Origin of the sequence: Glutamicibacter sp. NPDC087673 (assembly GCF_044743255.1) — a bacterium.
In the GTDB taxonomy this organism is placed as follows: domain Bacteria; phylum Actinomycetota; class Actinomycetes; order Actinomycetales; family Micrococcaceae; genus Glutamicibacter.
Genome location: NZ_JBIUWB010000002.1, coordinates 541050 through 559239, shown reverse-complemented (window position 1 = coordinate 559239; position 18190 = coordinate 541050). Strand labels below are relative to the sequence as shown.

Genomic DNA, 18190 nt, shown 5'->3' with positions numbered 1-18190 from the left:
GTGCTTGCACTCCATGAGTCAAGCAACCGCGTCAAAACTAATGCAAGTGAGGTACGACCTAGTGGCCAGCCTTGGCGATCTGGAACGCTCCGTCATGGATCTTCTGTGGGATTCTGCAGAACCACTCACCGCGAATGACCTTCGTGATGATTTGGCGGCGCTTGGCACCGACGCGAAAGAACTCGCAGTCACTACGGTGCTGACTGTGCTAGCCCGTCTCGAAAAGAAGGGTTTGGTAGAGCGCGAGCGCACTACCCGCCCTCACCGGTACGCAGCTTCATCCTCCCGTGAGGATCACACCGTTGGACTGCTCAACGACGCCCTGGGCACCGCCCAGGACCGTGAAGCAGTCCTGGCACGATTCATCGGAGGCATCTCCCCCGACGAGGCAGCATCCCTGCGTGCTATCTTGGACTCAGTAAAGTCCGCATAATTTAGAAGAACTTCGGGGACTGAGTGCTTCTCACCTCATATTTCCTAGCGGCGTTGGCTATCGCATTGGCGTGGCCGACGCCGTTGGCTTTATCCAAGGCTAAATGGACCGCCCGCTCACCAGTGCAAGCGGTACTCCTTTGGCAAGCCATCGCATTAGGCGGTGGACTTTCCATGATCGGCTCGATGCTTGTTTGGGGCTTGGCCCCATTGGGCGATGACCTCATCTCCGCGCTTCATGGCGGCTGGCTCCTGATAATGGGAGATCCCAGTGTGCCCGACCCCGGCGAAGTGCACCTGTTCGCCTTGAGCGCAGCACTGCTCTTCGGATTTCACCTGGTATTAACCCTCATACGAGCGGCTTGGCGCATCTCTCGCCAACGAGCCAAGCACCGGCATCTGCTGCGCCTCTTGAGCAACCCGTCCCAGACGCGGCCAAATACCCTAGTGATTGATCACGACATGCCTGTTGCATATTGCGTGCCGGGGATTTCGCAATCGGTGACCGTGCTATCGCGCGGATTGCTCACCCAGCTCTCTGCCGAAGAGCAACAGGCGGTTATTGCCCATGAACGCTCCCATTTGGATCAACGGCATGATCTGCTGATCCTGGCATTCACGGCGTGGCACGAAGCGTTGCCTTGGCTACCGACTTCACGCCTTGCCCTCGACGCAGTGCGCCAACTGATAGAAATGCTCGCCGACGACAAAGCACTGGAAAAGGTCAATAGGCACACTTTGCTCAAAGCCATTGTCACTGTCGCCACCGCCGCAGCAATGGATGATTCGTCGTCAAAGAATCATTCGTCCAGTGCCGGCCTAGTTGGCATGCCAGATGGTGAAGTCTCCTCCCGCCGGCTGCAACGCTTGCTCTCCCCGCAGGATCCGCTGGGCCGCCCGCAGCGCGCACTAGTGCTCCTGAGCACCATCATGTTGCTGATCTGCCCGACAGTCCTGCTCATCGCACCGCGGTTGCTGGACTGGTAGCACTCTCTTGGCGCAAACAGCGAAGTCCCTGGACCCCGTTAGGGCCAGGGACTTCGGCGTTTGCATTGCTCTAGACGTCGATACGATCTCGTTCAAGATCGTCGGCGCCGTCGATAATGAACTTCTTGCGAGGCGCTACGTCGGAGCCCATCAGCAGATCAAAGACCTCCTCGGCTGCCTGCGCATGCTCGATGCCGACACGGCGCAGCATACGATGACGCAGGTCCATGGTGGTTTCAGCCAGCTGGTCCGCGTCCATTTCGCCTAGGCCCTTATAGCGCTGGATCGGCTCCTTGTAGCGTCGGCCTTCCTTCTCCAAGTTGGCCAGCAGCTTGGTCATTTCCGCCTCAGAGTAGGTGTAGATAACCTCATTCTGCTTCGACCCCGGATTGATCACCTCAATGCGGTGCAGCGGCGGAACCGCTGCATAGACGCGACCGTGCTCGATCATGGGACGCATGTAGCGATAGAACAACGTCAACAGCAATGTCCGAATGTGCGCACCGTCAACATCAGCATCAGTCATCAAGATGATCTTGCCGTATCGGGCTTGCTCAATGTCGAAGCTGCGCCCCGAACCGGCCCCAATCACCTGGATCATCGCTGCGCACTCCGCGTTCGAGAGCATGTCCGAAATCGAGGCTTTTTGCACGTTGAGGATCTTGCCTCGAATTGGCAGCAGCGCCTGGTACTCGCTGGAGCGCGCGAGACGGGCAGTGCCCAATGCGCTGTCGCCCTCGACGATGAACAGTTCAGACTTTCCAACTTCCTTGCTGCGGCAATCGAGCAGTTTGGTTGGCAGCGAAGAAGACTCCAAAGCGGTCTTGCGACGCTGGGTTTCCTTGTGCATACGTGCCGACACGCGAGATTTCATCTCGTTGACGACCTTCTCCAGCAGCGTGGACGCTTCAGCCTTCTCGTTGCGCTTATTGGATCCCAGTCGGTCGTTGAGTGCCTTCTCCAGCACCTTGGAAACAATCTGGCGCACCTGCGGTGTACCCAAAATTTCCTTGGTCTGCCCTTCGAACTGCGGCTCTGCCAGTCGGACGGTCAGCACGGCAGTCATGCCCGCCAGCACGTCGTCCTTCTCCAGCTTGTCCTTCTGGCCGAACTTGAGCTTCCGCGCATTGGCCTCCACATTCTTGCGGAAGGACTTGAGCATGGCCTGTTCGAAGCCGGCAGTATGCGTACCGCCCTTGGGGGTCGCAATGATATTCACGAAGCTGCGCAGCGAGGTTTCGTAGCCGATTCCCCAACGCACCGCGACGTCAACTTCGCAGACACGCTGCACATCTTCAATATGGCTGCGACCACTGCCATCGATGACCGGAACCTTTTCATGGAACGATCCGCTGCCATGGAAACGCCAGATGTCCGTGACCGGCGAGTCGCTGCTCAGATAGTCGACGAACTCGCTGATGCCGCCATCATGCTGGAACACTTCCTCATGAGGCCCGTCCGCACCCGGGGTATCCGGTAATCCACGTTCATCGCGCAGGGTGATGCGCAACCCAGGAACCAAGAAGGAGGTCTGGCGCGCTCGATCCTGCAAATCCTTATAGGAGAACTTCGCATCCGGGGTGAAGATATGGTTATCCGCCCAGTAGCGAATGCGCGTTCCAGTCACGCCCCGCTTGGCTTTGCCGATAACGCCCGGAGCCGTCGCAGTCTCATGAGCCTTGAAAGAAGCGTCCGCTTTCTTGCGGCCCTTATCGGTAAATTTGCCTGGCTCTCCACGACGGAACTGCAGGCCGTAGGTCTTGCCGCCGCGGTCAACTTCGACGTCCAAACGGGCCGACAAGGCGTTGACGACCGAGGCGCCCACGCCGTGCAGACCGCCCGAAGCACTGTAGGAGCCGCCACCGAACTTGCCGCCGGCGTGCAGCTTGGTGAAGACAACTTCCAAACCGCTCAAGCCTGTCTTGGGTTCAACATCGACAGGAATGCCGCGGCCGTCATCCTGGACTTCAACGGAGCCGTCAGAGTGCAAGATGACGTCAATTGCCTGGCCGAAACCGCCCAGCGCTTCGTCAACTGAGTTATCGATGATCTCCCAGAGGCAATGCATCAAGCCACGGGAGTCGGTGGAGCCGATGTACATGCCTGGGCGCTTACGAACCGCTTCCAGGCCTTCCAAGACCGAAAGGTGCCGGGCGCTGTAATTGTCGGATGAAGCCACTGAGCTGTTGTCTCCTACTTGCATGAGAAAGTACGTCTTATTCCATATTCTAATCGTTAATGTGTTCGAATACCCGCTATTTTCCGGTGCTGCCCAGCACGCCGGTCTCCTATGACCTTATCCACATGCGCTACGCGGTGAGCGAAAGAACAGGCAAATCGGGATAAAGTCGGAGCCCAAGCTGGTTGTATAGAGTAACCATCAACTTTAGGAGGCTGGCAATGACTACTACGACCGCTAGTCGTGAACTGAACGCCCTCGACCGGTGCGACCGCTGCGGCGCACAGGCCTACGTGCGAGCCGTGCTGGCTTCGACAGGCGGTGAGTTGCTCTTCTGCGCTCACCATGCCCGCGATGTAGAACCGAAACTGCGTCCGCAGACTTCGGTCTGGCAGGATGAGTCCTCGCGACTCTATGAAAAGCCCAAGGTGGACGCCAACGACTAAACTCGTTGCCAGCCACTAATTCGAGAAGGTGACCCAATTCTGGGTCACCTTCTTCTTGCATTAACGGCAAATAAAAAATGTGGCCAGCAGTTCAATGAATGAACTACTGGCCACATCCTCAGATTCTTAGTCTAGGTAATCGCGCAGTACCTGGGAACGCGATGGGTGACGAAGCTTGGACATCGTCTTGGACTCGATCTGGCGAATGCGTTCACGAGTCACACCGTAGACCTTGCCGATTTCATCCAAGGTCTTAGGCTGGCCATCGGTCAGGCCGAAGCGCATGGCCACCACGCCTGCTTCACGCTCTGAGAGCGTGTCGAGCACCGAGTGGAGCTGCTCCTGCAACAAGGTGAACGAAACTGCATCGGCTGGGACTACTGCTTCCGAGTCTTCAATGAGGTCACCGAATTCGGAGTCGCCGTCTTCACCCAATGGGGTGTGCAAGGAAATTGGTTCGCGACCATACTTCTGGACTTCGACAACCTTTTCAGGGGTCATGTCCAATTCCTTGGCCAGCTCTTCTGGGGTTGGTTCGCGGCCCAGGTCCTGGAGCATCTGGCGCTGGACACGTGCCAGCTTGTTGATGACTTCAACCATGTGCACTGGAATACGAATGGTACGTGCCTGGTCAGCCATGGCACGGGTAATTGCCTGGCGGATCCACCAGGTGGCGTAGGTCGAGAACTTGAAGCCCTTGGTGTAGTCGAATTTCTCCACTGCACGGATCAGGCCAAGGTTGCCTTCCTGGATCAGGTCCAGGAACAGCATGCCGCGGCCGGTGTAGCGCTTGGCCAGCGAAACTACGAGGCGAAGGTTGGCTTCCAGCAAGTGGTTCTTGGCGATCTTGCCGTCGTGGATGATCTGCTCATAGTCCCAGCGCAAGCGCTGGTCCATCGAGCCGTCGTCCTTTTCCAACTTGTCAGTTGCGAACAGGCCCGCTTCGATGCGCAGAGCCAAGTCAACTTCCTGCTCAGCGTTCAGCAGCGCGACCTTGCCGATCTGCTTCAGGTAATCCTTGACTGGGTCAGCGGTCGCTCCAGCGACCATGACCTGCTGCTGTGGAGCATCATCGTCACCGGTTGAAAGGGTGAAGCCCTTCGAATCATCGTCAGACTTCGAGTCCTTCGAATCGGTGCCTTGCTCAACATCGTCATCGGCGTCAGCCGACGCTCCGGTTGATTCGTCTTGCGCTGCAGTTTCAGCAGCGACCTTTTTAGTCCGAGGCTTGGCCTTGGTAGCGCGCTTCTTCGCTGCAGGGGCGGCTGCCTCGACCTCGGCCGCTTCAACCTCGGCCTCAGTTGCTTTGCGATTAGCGTTCGTCTCAGAAGATGACACGAATAACCTTTCTAACGATGCGTTCCGGATGCACCTGCCGGTAACACCACTATGACCCTGTCAAGTCCGATGGCGTTTAATCATTGACTAAACACCGAGGGCTGGCACATTGATATCAACGCATCAAGCCCGCCTAATGTTCCCGAAATCCGGAGATTTCAAGACATAGGCAATTCGAACCTAACCGGGTCTGTTGTCCCATTATCCATGAATTGCCACCAGGACACCACTTGAGACACTCCGGTTGTTGCTGCTCAGCTGAAACTAGCACGCCATGCCCGCAATTGGTCGGTCGCCCATTCTGGCATGATTCCATGGGACATCAGCTTTTGCAGCAGCCTGGCCAGCTCGTAATTCGGGTTTTCCTCGACCGCTCGCCCCAACAGGCACAACGCCATGGTTCCCCTGCCTCGCGCCCACTCGATCCACGCAAGAATGCACAGCAGGGCCTGCCGCGCGTTGCCTTCAGCAACGCCGAGCAGGTCTCTGGCGACCAGCCACAACCGGTCAATCCGCTGCCAGTCCGGAGCATGCCAACCACGTCCCAGCAAATAGTTGGTCAACGGCGCGGCGGCAGCTTCGCGATCCCCGCGCATCACGCCGAACAGCACATCCAGTGATGCTTCGAGTCCTTGACCAGCCAGGTACGGAAGAAGGTCACGCACGATTTTCACTTCCAAGGAACCCAGTAGCAATGCGGCGTGCTCATGCTCATCGTGAATCCAGGCCCGGGCTTCCGGCTCAGCCAGATCCATGGTCTGCAGCCACGCTTCCAAGCAGTTGACGACGTTGTGCTGCTGATTCGAGATGATCTTCAGGATCTCAGCAGCCTGCGGCCATTGCGGGATTCCGCTACCGTCCCATGGAATGTCCAACGGAGCCGACCCGGCGAAGGCCAACGACAAATGCGTTTCGTTCGTTTCCACCGGGCGCACGGGGGTCGGCTCTGCGTAATCATCGGTCGCGTAGTTCCAGACCACACGATCCTGCCGGCACCAGCTGTGACGCAGCAAGACCTTTTTGCTTGTCAGCCCCTGCTCTAGCTGCGCGACCAGATCCGCGTAGGGAATACCGGAGCCGTCCGACGTTCCTTCGGGCGCATAGACCACCAGAACCACCCCTTGGATATGGGGCATTCGTTCTAGCAGGCTCAGCAGCTGCGCGGTCCACGTCCCGCGCTCCGCCGCGGTGTTTTCCTCGGGCAGATCAACTCGCAAGGTCGCTTCCAGATGGTCCTCGTCTATCAGCATCAGCACGGCCGAATTCTGAGGATAGAAACCTAGGGCATGGGGCACATACGCCAAGATGTCCTCGCAACTGGACAGCGAGAGAGGGTGGCGTTCCGGTGTAGTTGTCATGGCTCCACGGTGCAACGCTGCGCTAGGCGCATGAGGTCAGAGGCTGCGAGCTGTGGAGAACCTTTCGGATCGCCCCGGTGCGGGCTTACTGCTCGGCGAGGAAGCGGCGCGCCTTGCGGCGTTCAACGACCATGAACACCATACCGAGCAATGCCATGGCGAACTGGACTGACAGGGCCACGCGGAAGGCCTGAAGATTGTAGAGCTCGCCCACCGAGCCGTTGGCCTTATACAGCATGTCCATGATGAATCCGATGACGTAGATCGTGACAAAGGCACCTATGAACCCGCCGGTGTTCACCAGGCCGGTGGCCGTTCCCAGCACCTGCGGCGGGTTGAACGTTCGGGCGAAGTCGAAGCCGATTACGGAGGCCGGGCCACCGGCGGCAATGGCGATCATCAATAGCACCAGAATCCATAGCGGGGCCTGCCCTGGCCAGAATAGGACGACTGCCCACATCACCAGGATTGAGCCGACAATGCCCAGGGCAAAGTTGGAACGCTGGCTGGCATGGCGCGAGGTCAGGGCGCCGAGGATCGGTCCCACCACGATGGAAACGACAACGAACACCGCCATCAAGCCCGATGCCAGCGCACCGTCTATGCCTTGGCCTTCGACAAGGAAAGGATAGCCCCAGGTCATCATGAAGGTGTTGATCATGAATGCCGTGGAGAAGTGGGTCCAGAACCCCAAACGGGTTCCTGGCTGTTTCCAGGCCCGGGCGATCCGCGAGCCGGTCTCCTGCTCCCCCTGGCCGGACCCTTCCCAGGTCCTGCCATTGCGCACGAAAGCGATCGTGGTGATGAAGGTGGCAAAAGCGAAACCGGACATGACCGAGAACGCCGCGGACCAGCCGACGCCCAGCAAGATCATATGGAAAGGAAAGAGGCTGATGAGCTGGCCGAGCTGGCCGAAGGTACCGGTGAGCTGGGTCAGCACCGGGATTCGCGAGCCGGAGAACCATAGGGGCAACAGCTTGAGCACCGATACGAAGACCATCGCATCGCCCATGCCAACCATGACGCGCCCGGCCAACCCCATGGGGACGTTGACTGAAATCGCAAGAAACGCTTGACCTGCGGCCATCAGCAGGGCGCCGCAGGTAATCAGGATGCGCGGACCGAATTTATCCAGCAGCAGCCCTACGGGCACCTGCGCGCCGGCATAGACAACCAGCTGCACGACGGAGAAGGTCGCCAAAATCTGCGCGCTGGCATCAAATCGTTCGGTGGCTTGGATGCCAGCGACGCCGAAGCTGGTGCGCTGCGAAATTGCAGAAATGTAGGCAAGAATTGCGAAGCCGAAGACAACCCACGACTTGGGTGAATTCAGATGGGCCTGGCTCACTGGTCGTGATCACCTGGCAACGGTTCGATGTGACCGTTTTTCAACCAATCTTCAGTGTTCTCAATGGCCGCAAGGAAATGCTCGGCGCTGGCGCCCAATTCCTCGGCATCCGCCATCTGCTCGTCTTCATCCAGCAACAGCGAGCGCGGTTCATGCTCTTTGGCATGCGCATCGAACCGTTCTTCGAATCCGTCGACCATTTGGCGAACATCGCTATTGGTTTCAAGCTGTTCGGCTAGCTGCTGGTCGACCAGTCGACCTGCCTCACGCAGCTTGTCCGTTGGCAAAGCCAGCTTCAGTGCCGCTCCTACGTATTCCAGCGTCGCAACGGCAACGGCCGGGTACTCGGATTCGGCGAGGTAGTGCGGGGTGTGCAGGGAGTATCCCACGACATCACGGCCAGCTTCGCTCAGGCGAATTTCGAGCAGCGAGGCCAGACCTGCTGGCGATTCCACCGTAGGGCTCCACGTCGAGATGTTCTCGATCAGATCCTTGCGGTTTCCATGTGCGGTAACGCCTACCGGGCGGGTATGCGGCACCGGCATCGGCAACGATGCGGTCCCCACAACCAGCGATACGTTGAAGGCTTCAATGAAGGAATGCAGTTCCGCGATCACGCGTTCCCACTTCAAGTCGGGTTCTACACCGGTGAGGAACCAGAACTTGCGGTCCATCTCATCGGTCATCAGGTAGATCTCCATGCGTGGAGCCTGGTATCCAGCGAAGTGGTCACCCAGGAAAGAGACCCGCGGGCGCTGGGAGGTGTAGGCGATCAGCTCATCGGCGTCGAAAGTGGCGAAGAGCTCCGAGTCGAGGCGTCCGAAAAGCTCGTTGGAGACCTGCGAATGGTTATGCCCGGCATCGCTGATGCTCTTCAGCGAGACGAACATGCCAAGACCTTGAAGGCGCGAGTCATCCAAGTCGTCTGCGACCAGCGTCATCAACGATTCCTTGGACATTTTCTCCTCATTCAGGGTCGGCATCCGGCAAAGCGGGAGCGGCAACCATCGGCTGGGACTGCACTTCAAGTACAGATCAATGGTCCATCTTATCGCTACTTGGCTTTCGCTCGCTGTGAAGTAACGCACGATGACGCGGAACCTCGGATAACCTTGGGGTAGGAGACGCACAGCCCGCCGGCATGACCTGTTCCGGAAAACCACAGGGGCTGTCGCGACCTTAGACCCTACAAAGGCATAGAAGGAATGATTTTGTGATCAACTCCAGTGATCTCACTTTGAGCGCCATTGGCGCCGACATCAAGCGCAAGAGCGCTGACACCCTCATCCTGGGTGTACTCAAGAACGGCGAAAAGGTGTCCATCGCGGCATCCCCATTCACCGCCGAAACCACCACTTCCCTGGAGCATTCGCTTTCAGCTTTGGGCGTTGCCGGGAAGGCCGACGAAATCACCGCGCTGCCAGGCGTAGACGGTGCCAAGACCAAGACCTTGCAGTTCATCGGCCTGGGCGTTGACGAGCTAGCTGATCTGACCGAGGAGAAGCTGCGCCGGGCCGCCGGTTCGGCTGCCCGCCAGCTGAGCAACGCCAAGAGCGCCATTTTCGCCCTGCCTGCTGACAGCGTGGAGCGCGTGGCCGCCATCGCAGAAGGCATCGCGCTGGGCAGCTACCGCTACGAGAACCACCGTTCGAAGAAGAGCGAGAAGCCGGTACTGGCCGAAGCCCAGATCGTCACCTCGGTAGCGACATCCAAGGACCTGCCAGCAGTACTCAAGCGCGCTGCCATCCTGGGCCGCGCAGTACGCGGCACCCGCGATCTGATCAACGCCCCAGCCAACGTGCTGTACCCGGAGTCCTTCGCCGCAGCAGTGAAGGACCACTCCAAGTCCCTGCCGCTGAAGGTCACCATTTTCGACGAGAAGCGCCTTGCCAAGGACGGCTTCGGCGGCCTGATCGGTGTTGGCGGCGGTTCGGTTCGCCAGCCGCGCATGGTCAAGATCGAATACGCGCCGTCGAAGGCCGCCAAGCACATCGCCTTGATCGGCAAGGGCATTACCTTCGACACCGGTGGCACCTCGCTGAAGCCTGCTGCCGGCATGCACGCCATGAAGTCCGACATGTCCGGTGCCGCCGCGGTTTTCCAGACCGTTGCCGCAGTCGCCGAGCTTGGCCTGAATGTCAAGGTCACTGCCTGGCTGTGCCTGGCAGAAAACATGCCTGGCGGCGCCTCGACCCGTCCGGGCGATGTGCTGACCATGTTCGGCGGCAAGACCGTTGAAGTGCTCAATACCGACGCCGAAGGCCGCTTGGTCATGGCCGATGGCCTGGCAGCTGCCAGCTTGGAGAAGCCGGATGTCATGATCGACATCGCTACGCTGACCGGCGCCCAGATGCTGGCCCTGGGCCTGCGCACCGCAGGTGTCATGGGCGACAAGCAGGTCGCCAGCGACTTGGTTGCCGTCTCGGACAAGGTGGGCGAATTGGCTTGGGCCATGCCGCTTCCGGAGGAGCTGCGCCCGTCCATCGAGTCGCAGGTTGCCGATCTGGCGAACATCGGTGAGCGCATGGGCGGCATGATGACTGCCGCCGTGTTCCTCGAAGAGTTTGTCGGTGAAGTGGACGGCAAGAAGATCCCTTGGGCCCACATCGACTTCGCTGGTCCTGCGTTCAACGAAGGCAGCGCCTGGGGCTACACTCCGAAGAACGGCACCGGCTCCCAGGTACGCACCCTGGTTGCCTACGCAGAGCAGCTCGCTGCAGCAAACTAGCCGCAGCAACGCAGGACTAATGGCAGTTCCTGTGTCCTGGAACTCATCCCGGTATCGCCAGAACTATCTGCACGATGCCGGGATGAGTTTAAAAATAAGAGACATACCTGACTTTTAATGCCCCGAAGGTGACTGCAACCATTGGACGGTACTAAGGTAAGTTTTGAAACATCACCGTGGATTAATGGTGCGCGCCCGCATGTGTCACGCTCCAGGAAGTCCACACCCGATCCCCTGGTCGGCCTAAGCCGGCCTCACTAAGCGAATACGAGGGAGCGTTCACGTGGCCGATTCGGCAGCAACGCAAGAATTTGATGTCCTCATCCTCGGCGGCGGATCCGCTGGATACTCGGCAGCATTGCGCGCCATCCAGCTGGGCTACACCGTTGGATTGATCGAGAAGGAAAAGCTGGGCGGCACCTGCCTGCACACCGGCTGCATCCCAACCAAGGCTTACCTGCACGCAGCAGAGCTGGCCGAGAACGCTCGCGAGGGTGCCAAGTTCGGCATCAACTCCTCGCTGGAGTCGATCGACCTGGCTGGCGTGCGCAAGTACAAGGAAGACATTGTTGCTGGAAAGCACAAGGGTCTCCAGGGCTTGCTGAAGATGAAGAAGGTCAACGTTATCACCGGTAACGGCCGACTGGTCTCCCAGGATTCCATCGATGTTGATGGCACCGTCTACAAGGGCAAGTACATCATCCTGGCTACCGGCTCCACCTCCAAGACCATGGGTCTGGAAATCGGCGGCCGCGTACTGACCAGCACCGAAGCACTGAACATGGAAGACCTGCCAAAGAGCGCCATCGTGCTCGGCGGCGGCGTCATCGGTGTCGAGTTCGCTTCCGTATGGAAGTCTTTCGGCGTCGACGTCACCATCGTCGAGGGCCTGCCTTCGCTGGTTCCGAACGAGGACCCAGCCATCATCAAGAACCTGGAGCGCGCTTTCAAGAAGCGCGGCATCAAGTTCAACACCGGCGTCTTCTTCGAGAAGGTCGAGCAGGATGCTAACGGTGCCAAGGTCTCCCTGGCTGACGGCAAGGTCCTGGAAGCAGAGATCGTTCTGGTTGCAGTGGGTCGCGGTCCGGTAACCGAGGGCCTCGGCTTCGAAGAGCAGGGCATCACCATTGACCGCGGCTTCGTGATCACCGATGAGCGCCTGCACACCGGCGTTGGCAACATCTACGCAATCGGCGACATCGTTCCAGGCGTACAGCTTGCACACCGCGGTTACCAGCATGGCCGCTTCGTAGCCGAGGAAATCCACGGCATGAAGCCAACCATCGTCGAGGACATCAACATCCCGAAGGTGACTTTCTGCGAGCCAGAGATCGCTTCCGTGGGCTACTCCGAGCCGAAGGCCAAGGAGAAGTTCGGTGCCGACCAGATTGAAACCACCGAGTACAACTTGGCTGGCAATGGCAAGTCCTCGATCCTGGGCACCAGCGGCATCATCAAGATGGTTCGCGTCAAGAACGGCCCAATCGTTGGCGTTCACGGCATCGGCGGCCGCATTGGCGAGCAGATCGGTGAAGCCCAGCTGATCGTGAACTGGGAAGCTTACCCAGAGGACGTATCGCAGCTGATCCACGCACACCCAACCCAGAACGAGTCCCTGGGCGAAGCCGCAATGGCTTTGGCCGGCGCCCCGCTGCACGGTTAATCACGCTTTGGTCATACAGGCAGCGCGTTAGTTCAACGCGCTGCCTGTATGCACTAGGCTCGGAGGCAACGCCTCCCACCACTTTTCAAGCTTTATAAAACAAGGAGATACGGGACGATGTCTGAAACCGTAAACCTACCCGCACTGGGTGAAAGCGTTACCGAAGGTACGGTAACCCGCTGGCTGAAGCAGGTCGGCGACCGTGTAGAGGTAGACGAGCCGTTGGTGGAAGTTTCCACCGACAAGGTTGACACTGAAGTTCCTTCGCCGGTTGCCGGCATCATCGAGGAAATCTTCGTAGCCGAAGACGAGGACGCTGAAGTTGGCGCCCCACTGGTTCGCATTGGCGATGGCTCCGGCGCTGGCGAAGCTGCACCAGCAGCTCCGGCCGCTGAAGAAGCACCTGCCGAACCAGCCGCTGAAGAAGCACCAGCAGCACCTGCAGCCGAAGAAGCTCCAGCAGCTGCACCAGCCGCCGGCGCTGCTTCAGGCACCGAAGTGACCCTTCCAGCTCTGGGCGAGTCGGTTACCGAAGGTACCGTCACCCGCTGGCTGAAGGAAGTTGGCGAGGAAGTCTCCGTCGACGAGCCACTGCTTGAGGTTTCCACCGACAAGGTTGACACCGAAGTTCCTTCCCCCGTTGCAGGTACCCTGCTGGAAATTCGCGTTCCAGAAGATGAGACCGCTGAAGTTGGCGCTGTTCTGGCTGTTATCGGTGCAGCTGGCGCTGCTCCAGCTGCCGCCCCAGCCAAGGAAGAAGCACCAGCTGCTGCTCCGGCTCCTGCAAAGGAAGAGGCTCCGGCCGCTCCGGCTCCCGCTAAGGAAGAGGCACCTGCCGCTCCGGCCGCTCCCGCTCCTGCAAAGGAAGAGGCACCGGCTGCTGAGGCAACCAATGAGTCCGGCTACGTCACCCCACTGGTCCGCCGCTTGGCTAACCAGCACAGCATCGACATTGCTTCGGTGAAGGGTACCGGCGTTGGCGGTCGCATCCGCAAGCAGGATGTCTTGGACGCTGTTGCCGCCCAGGCAGCTGCTGCACCAGCTGCCGCCCCTGCTCCTGCCGCCGCGAAGCCAGCTGCTCCTGCAGTTGAGGTTTCCTCGCTGCGCGGCACCGAGGAGAAGGCTCCACGTATCCGCCAGGTCATCGCTCGCCGCATGCGCGAATCCCTGGACGTATCGACTCAGCTGACCCAGGTCCACGAGATCGATATGACCCGCATCGTGAAGCTGCGTGCTTCGGCAAAGGCCAACTTCAAGGCCACCAACGGCGTGAACCTCACTTACTTGCCATTCATCGCCAAGGCTGTTGCCGAGGGCCTGAAGGCACACCCTAAGTTGAACGCCGAGTACAACGAAGAGACCCAGAAGATCACCTACCACAATGCCGAGCACTTGGCATTCGCAGTCGACACCGACAAGGGCCTGCTGGTTCCTGTTGTATCGAACGCTGGCGATCTGAACCTGGCTGGCATGGCTTCGCGTATCGCTGATGTTGCTGCACGCACCCGCAGCAACAAGATCGGTCCGGATGAGCTCTCCGGTGGCACCTTCTCGATCACCAACATCGGTTCGGTTGGCGCACTGTTCGACACCCCGATCATCAACCAGCCACAGGTAGCCATCCTGGGCACCGGTGCGATCGTGAAGCGTCCAATGGTCGTTACCGACGCAGAGGGCAACGATTCGATTGCCATCCGCCACATGATGTACCTGTGCCTGACCTACGATCACCGTCTGGTAGACGGTGCCGATGCAGGCCGCTTCCTGCAGACCGTCAAGGCTCGCCTTGAAGGCGGCGCTTTCGAAGGCGAACTGGGACTGTAAAGATCCAGCTTTCGCTTTCGCAGCCTAGGTAGATAATCGCCCCTGTCGTTGATTCGACAGGGGCGATTCTGCGTTTTCTACGATCAGTCGAAAATAGATTAGGCTAGTATCATGACTATTCTTCTTTCAATCCTGATTTTCGTGCATATCTTGGGTGCAGCAGCTATCTTCGGCGGCTGGCTTGCTAATTTCAAGACTCCAACCGTCTCCGTATGGCAGTGGTATGGCGCTATCGTTCAGGTCGTTACGGGTCTGGCCATGGTCGGTATTCTCGAGGCTGGCGACGGTTCGCCAAACCACATGAAGATTGGAATCAAGTCGCTGATTGCAATCATTATCTTGGTGGCAGCGTTCCTTGGCCGGAAGAAGATGAAGAACGGCGAGGAAGTTCCTACGGGGATCGCTCACGCCGTGGGTGGCATGGCCTTGATCAACATCGCCATCGCGGTACTCTGGAACTAATCAGCATTAGCATTGACGGCGGGAGCCGCAACCATCAGCTTGGAGCAAGCTGATGGTTGCACCTCCCGCCGTTTCGCTTTTAACGGCGCAATACCTTGCCAATTTTCCAGCGCTCGTCTTCCAGCACTAGTTCCACTTCGATGCGTTGCGGCTGCGCGGCCTGGACGGCGTGAACCGTGGCTCCGCGGGCATCCACGTAGCGGTATTCCTCTTGGGTAGAAGTGGCAGCAAGAATGACAGAGTCCCCCTGCCCACGCGCCGATACCGTGACGTCCGTGAGTCTCGTGCGCAATCCCGCAAATTCCAAACCCAATTTCCGAAGCTGATCGATTGTTTCGAGATCTCGTTGCAGCTGCTCCGCTCCTGAAGTGTAGAGCCCCTTGAGCTTCTCCCCCGCCAGCTGCCCCATCGCTTCATCGCGCTCTCTTGAAAGCGCGAGGAATGCAGAGATCACGGTGTCCCGATTCAAGGCACAAGCTGGAACGTGCGCCCCGTCTTCAATTCTGCAGCTTTGCTCTGCTGACGGTACTGCCGTAGCCGCAGTCGTTTCGGTGGCCACAGCCGCACGGAAATGATTGACGCCCACGAGGCTCCCGATAATAACCAACGAGCTCAGTGCTGCGGCACCGGCCAATTTCACGGCCCCGGGGGTCCGGCGCAATCGATGGCTATGCCAGGAGTCATCGCGGCTGGGGCTTCGCTGCCTGCTTGCGGTATCGGCCTGGCGCTTGAAGCGCTTGTGCGCAGCATTCTGTTCCGCGGATGGATGGATGGTCTCCATCAGATGAGTAGCTTCTGGAGCTACATGCCCTTCCCAGCTGATGGGCTCTGCCGGACAGCTTGCGAACAACGTTCGAGCAAACTGATCTGCGGTCGGTCGTGCTTGCGGATCTGGATTCAGCGAATCGATCAACAGTTCATGAATGATCGAAGGGATTCCGGGGAACATCACGCTTGCCGGTGGACGCATCAGTTCCTCTTCGGGAATCCGTCCGGATAGGAGAAACCACAAGCAGGCGCCCAGCGAAAACACGTCCTGCTCTCCAACTTGGCTTTCCCGTACCCCGGCCTGCATTTCAGGGGCCATGAATCCTGGCGTACCGGAGCCGGTAAGCGCCTGCCGTGCTGAAGCTGATTCCTGGAAGTCAATGATCTTCGGCATTCCCTTGGCAGTGAGCAAGATATTGGCCGGCGATAAGTCTCCATGGCGTTGGCCCTGCGCATGCATCACCGAAAGCGTCTGGGCGATGGGTGCCAGCGCGGTCACGCACTCCCCCAGGCCAAAGGCGCTTCGACTTGCCACAAGATCAGCCACGCTGCCACCGGGGCAATATTCCATAACCAGCCCCTCGCCCAATTGTGTCGACAGGGTTCCGTAGAAATCAACGACATATTTCCTTGACTGCGTTACCTGCTCTTGGCGAAGCGAAGTGATGTTTTCCATAGTCAGGCTAAGTTTTAGCGTGAGGTACAACTGGTCGCTTTCCCTCCGGATCAGCCAAACTTTACACGGTGACTTGGAACTTAGCGGCCTTACCGTGACATGCCCGGGGCTTGTCGGCCACGCTAGAACATTCGTAGAATCATCCATGACTCCGTTGTAACCCAGAATCGTAAATTGCAAGCTGGATATCCACAGATGGGTTCGACGGCTCTGAATTAGCGACCGATCGTTCAAGAGCGTAGGCTAGCCGTCATGGCGATCGAATTCGAACGAGTCGGACTAGGCTCAAAATTTGTGCCCTACATGGAAGCTTGGGATTACCAAATCCAACTGCATGATGCGGTAGCCGCGGACACGCAAACCCCAAAAGTCCTGTTCCTGGAGCACGAAGCGGTTTACACCGCAGGCAAGCGAACTGAACCTGAAGATCTCCCGATGGACGGGACCCCCGTGGTGGATGTGGACCGCGGTGGAAAGTTGACCTGGCATGGCCCGGGACAGCTCATTGGCTACCCCATCGTCAAGCTACGCAAGATCAGCGCAATCCGACTTTACGTGGAGACCTTGGAAGAAGCCCTGATTAACGTGGTCAGCGAGCTAGGCATTCCGACGGCCCAGATCAAGGGCCGCTCCGGGGTCTGGGTACCGGGCAAAAATGGCGCTCAGGACCGCAAAATCGCAGCCATTGGAATCCGCATCAACCACGGTGTCACCATGCACGGTTTCGCATTGAACTGCTCGAACGCGCTTTCCGCCTACGAACAGATCATCCCCTGCGGCATCTCCGATGCAGGTGTCACCACCATTTCCGAAGAACTCGGCCGTACCGTCACCCCCGAAGACGTCGTTGACCGCGTACAAACCGAAATAGAGCGTCTGCTCACCCCTCAAGTCGTCTAGACAGTCACGCCCTCACCAAAGAAAGAGCTGTTTAATGAGCGTCGAACCAGAAGGCCGCCGTATGCTGCGCGTAGAAAAGCGCAACGCTGCCGTACCTGTGGAGCGTAAGCCAGAATGGATCAAGGCCAAGTTGAGCATTGGCCCTGAATACGTTGGCCTGAAAAATCTCGTACAGAGCGAAGGCTTGCATACGGTCTGCGAAGAAGCAGGCTGCCCGAACATCTTCGAGTGCTGGGAAGACCGCGAGGCTTCCTTCCTGATCGGCGGTTCAGAGTGCACCCGCCGTTGCGACTTCTGCCAGATCGCCACCGGCAAGCCCTTGGCAATTGACCGCTCAGAGCCATTCAAGGTCGCCATGAGCGTGAAGAAGATGGATCTGCGCTACGCCACCGTAACCGGCGTCGCCCGTGATGACCTCGAAGACGAGGGCACCTGGCTGTATGCCGAGACTGTGCGGCAGATCCACAAGATGAATCCAAGCACCGGCGTAGAGCTGCTGATCCCCGATTTCAGCGGCAAGCCGGAGAACCTGGATACCATCTGCGATTCGGAGCCAGAAGTCTACGCCCACAACGTAGAGACTGTGCCTCGCCTGTTCAAGCGCATCCGCCCGGCTTTCCGTTACGAGCGTTCCATGGATGTGATCACCCATGGCCGCAAGCGTGGCTTGATCACCAAGTCCAACCTGATTCTGGGTATGGGCGAAACTCGAGAAGAAATTTCCGAGGCCATGCGTGATCTCCATGAGGCAGGCTGCGATCTGCTGACTTTGACCCAGTACCTGCGCCCAACCGACCTGCATCTGCCAGTCGACCGCTGGGTCACCCCGCAGGAGTTCCTGGAGCTTCAGCAAGAAGCCGAAGAACTCGGCTTTGCCGGAGTCATGGCGGGGCCACTGGTCCGTTCTTCCTACCGCGCTGGCCGCCTGTGGGCCGGCGCCATGCGCAAGAAGGGCCGCGAAATCCCAGAGGCATTGGCACATATCGAGTCCTCGGGCAACACGCGCCAGGAAGCAGCTTCGCTGATCAAGTAGCTCGGTCCAGTGGACCCCACGGCTAAGGCCCCGGAACTCCTGATGGAA

The 18190-nt window shown here is 58.8% G+C and carries 15 protein-coding genes; 9 read left to right on the top strand and 6 right to left on the bottom strand.

Features of this window, described 5'->3' with window-relative positions:
• Window positions 1-61: 61 nt before the first annotated feature.
• Together ACIOTL_RS06990 and ACIOTL_RS06985 are read left to right on the top strand one after the other, a co-directional pair.
• A complete protein-coding gene (locus ACIOTL_RS06990; protein WP_066144398.1) occupies window positions 62-433 on the top strand; it encodes a BlaI/MecI/CopY family transcriptional regulator in 372 nt (123 codons plus the stop codon).
• A gap of 23 nt (window positions 434-456) precedes the next feature.
• Window positions 457-1419, top strand: a complete 963-nt coding sequence (locus tag ACIOTL_RS06985; protein ID WP_105656766.1) for a M56 family metallopeptidase — start codon at window positions 457-459, stop codon at window positions 1417-1419.
• A 70-nt stretch (window positions 1420-1489) separates the two neighbouring features.
• Here ACIOTL_RS06985 and ACIOTL_RS06980 read toward each other — a convergent pair whose 3' ends face one another.
• Entirely contained in the window at window positions 1490-3598 is a 2109-nt protein-coding gene (locus tag ACIOTL_RS06980; protein WP_105656859.1) for a type IIA DNA topoisomerase subunit B, read from the bottom strand.
• Window positions 3599-3819: 221 nt separating this feature from the next.
• Between ACIOTL_RS06980 and ACIOTL_RS06975 the strand changes: the two genes are divergently transcribed.
• Window positions 3820-4044, top strand: coding sequence for a hypothetical protein (locus ACIOTL_RS06975; RefSeq protein ID WP_105656767.1), 225 nt, complete (start codon window positions 3820-3822; stop codon window positions 4042-4044).
• A 126-nt stretch (window positions 4045-4170) separates the two neighbouring features.
• On the opposite strand, the gene ACIOTL_RS06970 is transcribed toward ACIOTL_RS06975, so the two are convergent.
• From ACIOTL_RS06970 to ACIOTL_RS06955, 4 genes are all read right to left on the bottom strand, one after another.
• Window positions 4171-5382 carry an RNA polymerase sigma factor gene (locus tag ACIOTL_RS06970; protein ID WP_332485997.1) on the bottom strand — a complete coding sequence of 404 codons (1212 nt, stop codon included), beginning with the start codon at window positions 5380-5382 and terminating at the stop codon, window positions 4171-4173.
• Between the two features lie 254 nt (window positions 5383-5636).
• Complete coding sequence (locus tag ACIOTL_RS06965) at window positions 5637-6740, bottom strand: DUF4192 family protein (protein WP_388022434.1); 1104 nt, start codon at window positions 6738-6740, stop codon at window positions 5637-5639.
• 85 nt (window positions 6741-6825) lie between these two features.
• Window positions 6826-8088, bottom strand: a complete 1263-nt coding sequence (locus ACIOTL_RS06960; RefSeq protein WP_105656770.1) for a nitrate/nitrite transporter — start codon at window positions 8086-8088, stop codon at window positions 6826-6828.
• On the bottom strand, window positions 8085-9047 hold the full coding sequence (locus tag ACIOTL_RS06955) for a PAC2 family protein (protein WP_332485992.1): 963 nt from the start codon (window positions 9045-9047) through the stop codon (window positions 8085-8087). The genes ACIOTL_RS06960 and ACIOTL_RS06955 overlap by 4 nt, the downstream gene beginning before the upstream one ends.
• Before the next feature lie 254 nt (window positions 9048-9301).
• On the opposite strand from ACIOTL_RS06955, the gene ACIOTL_RS06950 reads away from it, so the two are divergent.
• From ACIOTL_RS06950 to ACIOTL_RS06935, 4 genes are all read left to right on the top strand, one after another.
• The gene (locus ACIOTL_RS06950; protein ID WP_105661473.1) at window positions 9302-10816 is read left to right on the top strand and encodes a leucyl aminopeptidase; all 1515 of its coding nucleotides are present in this window, start codon (window positions 9302-9304) and stop codon (window positions 10814-10816) included.
• Between the two features lie 283 nt (window positions 10817-11099).
• Entirely contained in the window at window positions 11100-12479 is a 1380-nt protein-coding gene (lpdA, locus tag ACIOTL_RS06945; RefSeq protein WP_105656773.1) for a dihydrolipoyl dehydrogenase, read from the top strand.
• A gap of 117 nt (window positions 12480-12596) precedes the next feature.
• A complete protein-coding gene (gene sucB / locus ACIOTL_RS06940) occupies window positions 12597-14303 on the top strand; it encodes a 2-oxoglutarate dehydrogenase, E2 component, dihydrolipoamide succinyltransferase (protein ID WP_400342202.1) in 1707 nt (568 codons plus the stop codon).
• 111 nt (window positions 14304-14414) lie between these two features.
• The gene (locus tag ACIOTL_RS06935) at window positions 14415-14765 is read left to right on the top strand and encodes a hypothetical protein (protein ID WP_105656775.1); all 351 of its coding nucleotides are present in this window, start codon (window positions 14415-14417) and stop codon (window positions 14763-14765) included.
• 79 nt (window positions 14766-14844) lie between these two features.
• Here the strand turns inward: ACIOTL_RS06935 and ACIOTL_RS06930 are convergent, their stop codons facing one another.
• Complete coding sequence (locus ACIOTL_RS06930; protein ID WP_388022442.1) at window positions 14845-16443, bottom strand: serine/threonine-protein kinase; 1599 nt, start codon at window positions 16441-16443, stop codon at window positions 14845-14847.
• Here ACIOTL_RS06930 and lipB point away from each other — a divergent pair.
• Together lipB and lipA are read left to right on the top strand one after the other, a co-directional pair.
• The gene (gene lipB, locus ACIOTL_RS06925) at window positions 16435-17109 is read left to right on the top strand and encodes a lipoyl(octanoyl) transferase LipB (RefSeq protein ID WP_400342264.1); all 675 of its coding nucleotides are present in this window, start codon (window positions 16435-16437) and stop codon (window positions 17107-17109) included. The two genes, ACIOTL_RS06930 and lipB, sit on opposite strands and share 9 nt — an antisense overlap.
• Window positions 17110-17143: 34 nt before the next feature.
• The gene (lipA, locus tag ACIOTL_RS06920) at window positions 17144-18142 is read left to right on the top strand and encodes a lipoyl synthase (protein WP_105656778.1); all 999 of its coding nucleotides are present in this window, start codon (window positions 17144-17146) and stop codon (window positions 18140-18142) included.
• The last annotated feature ends 48 nt before the right edge of the window (window positions 18143-18190 follow it).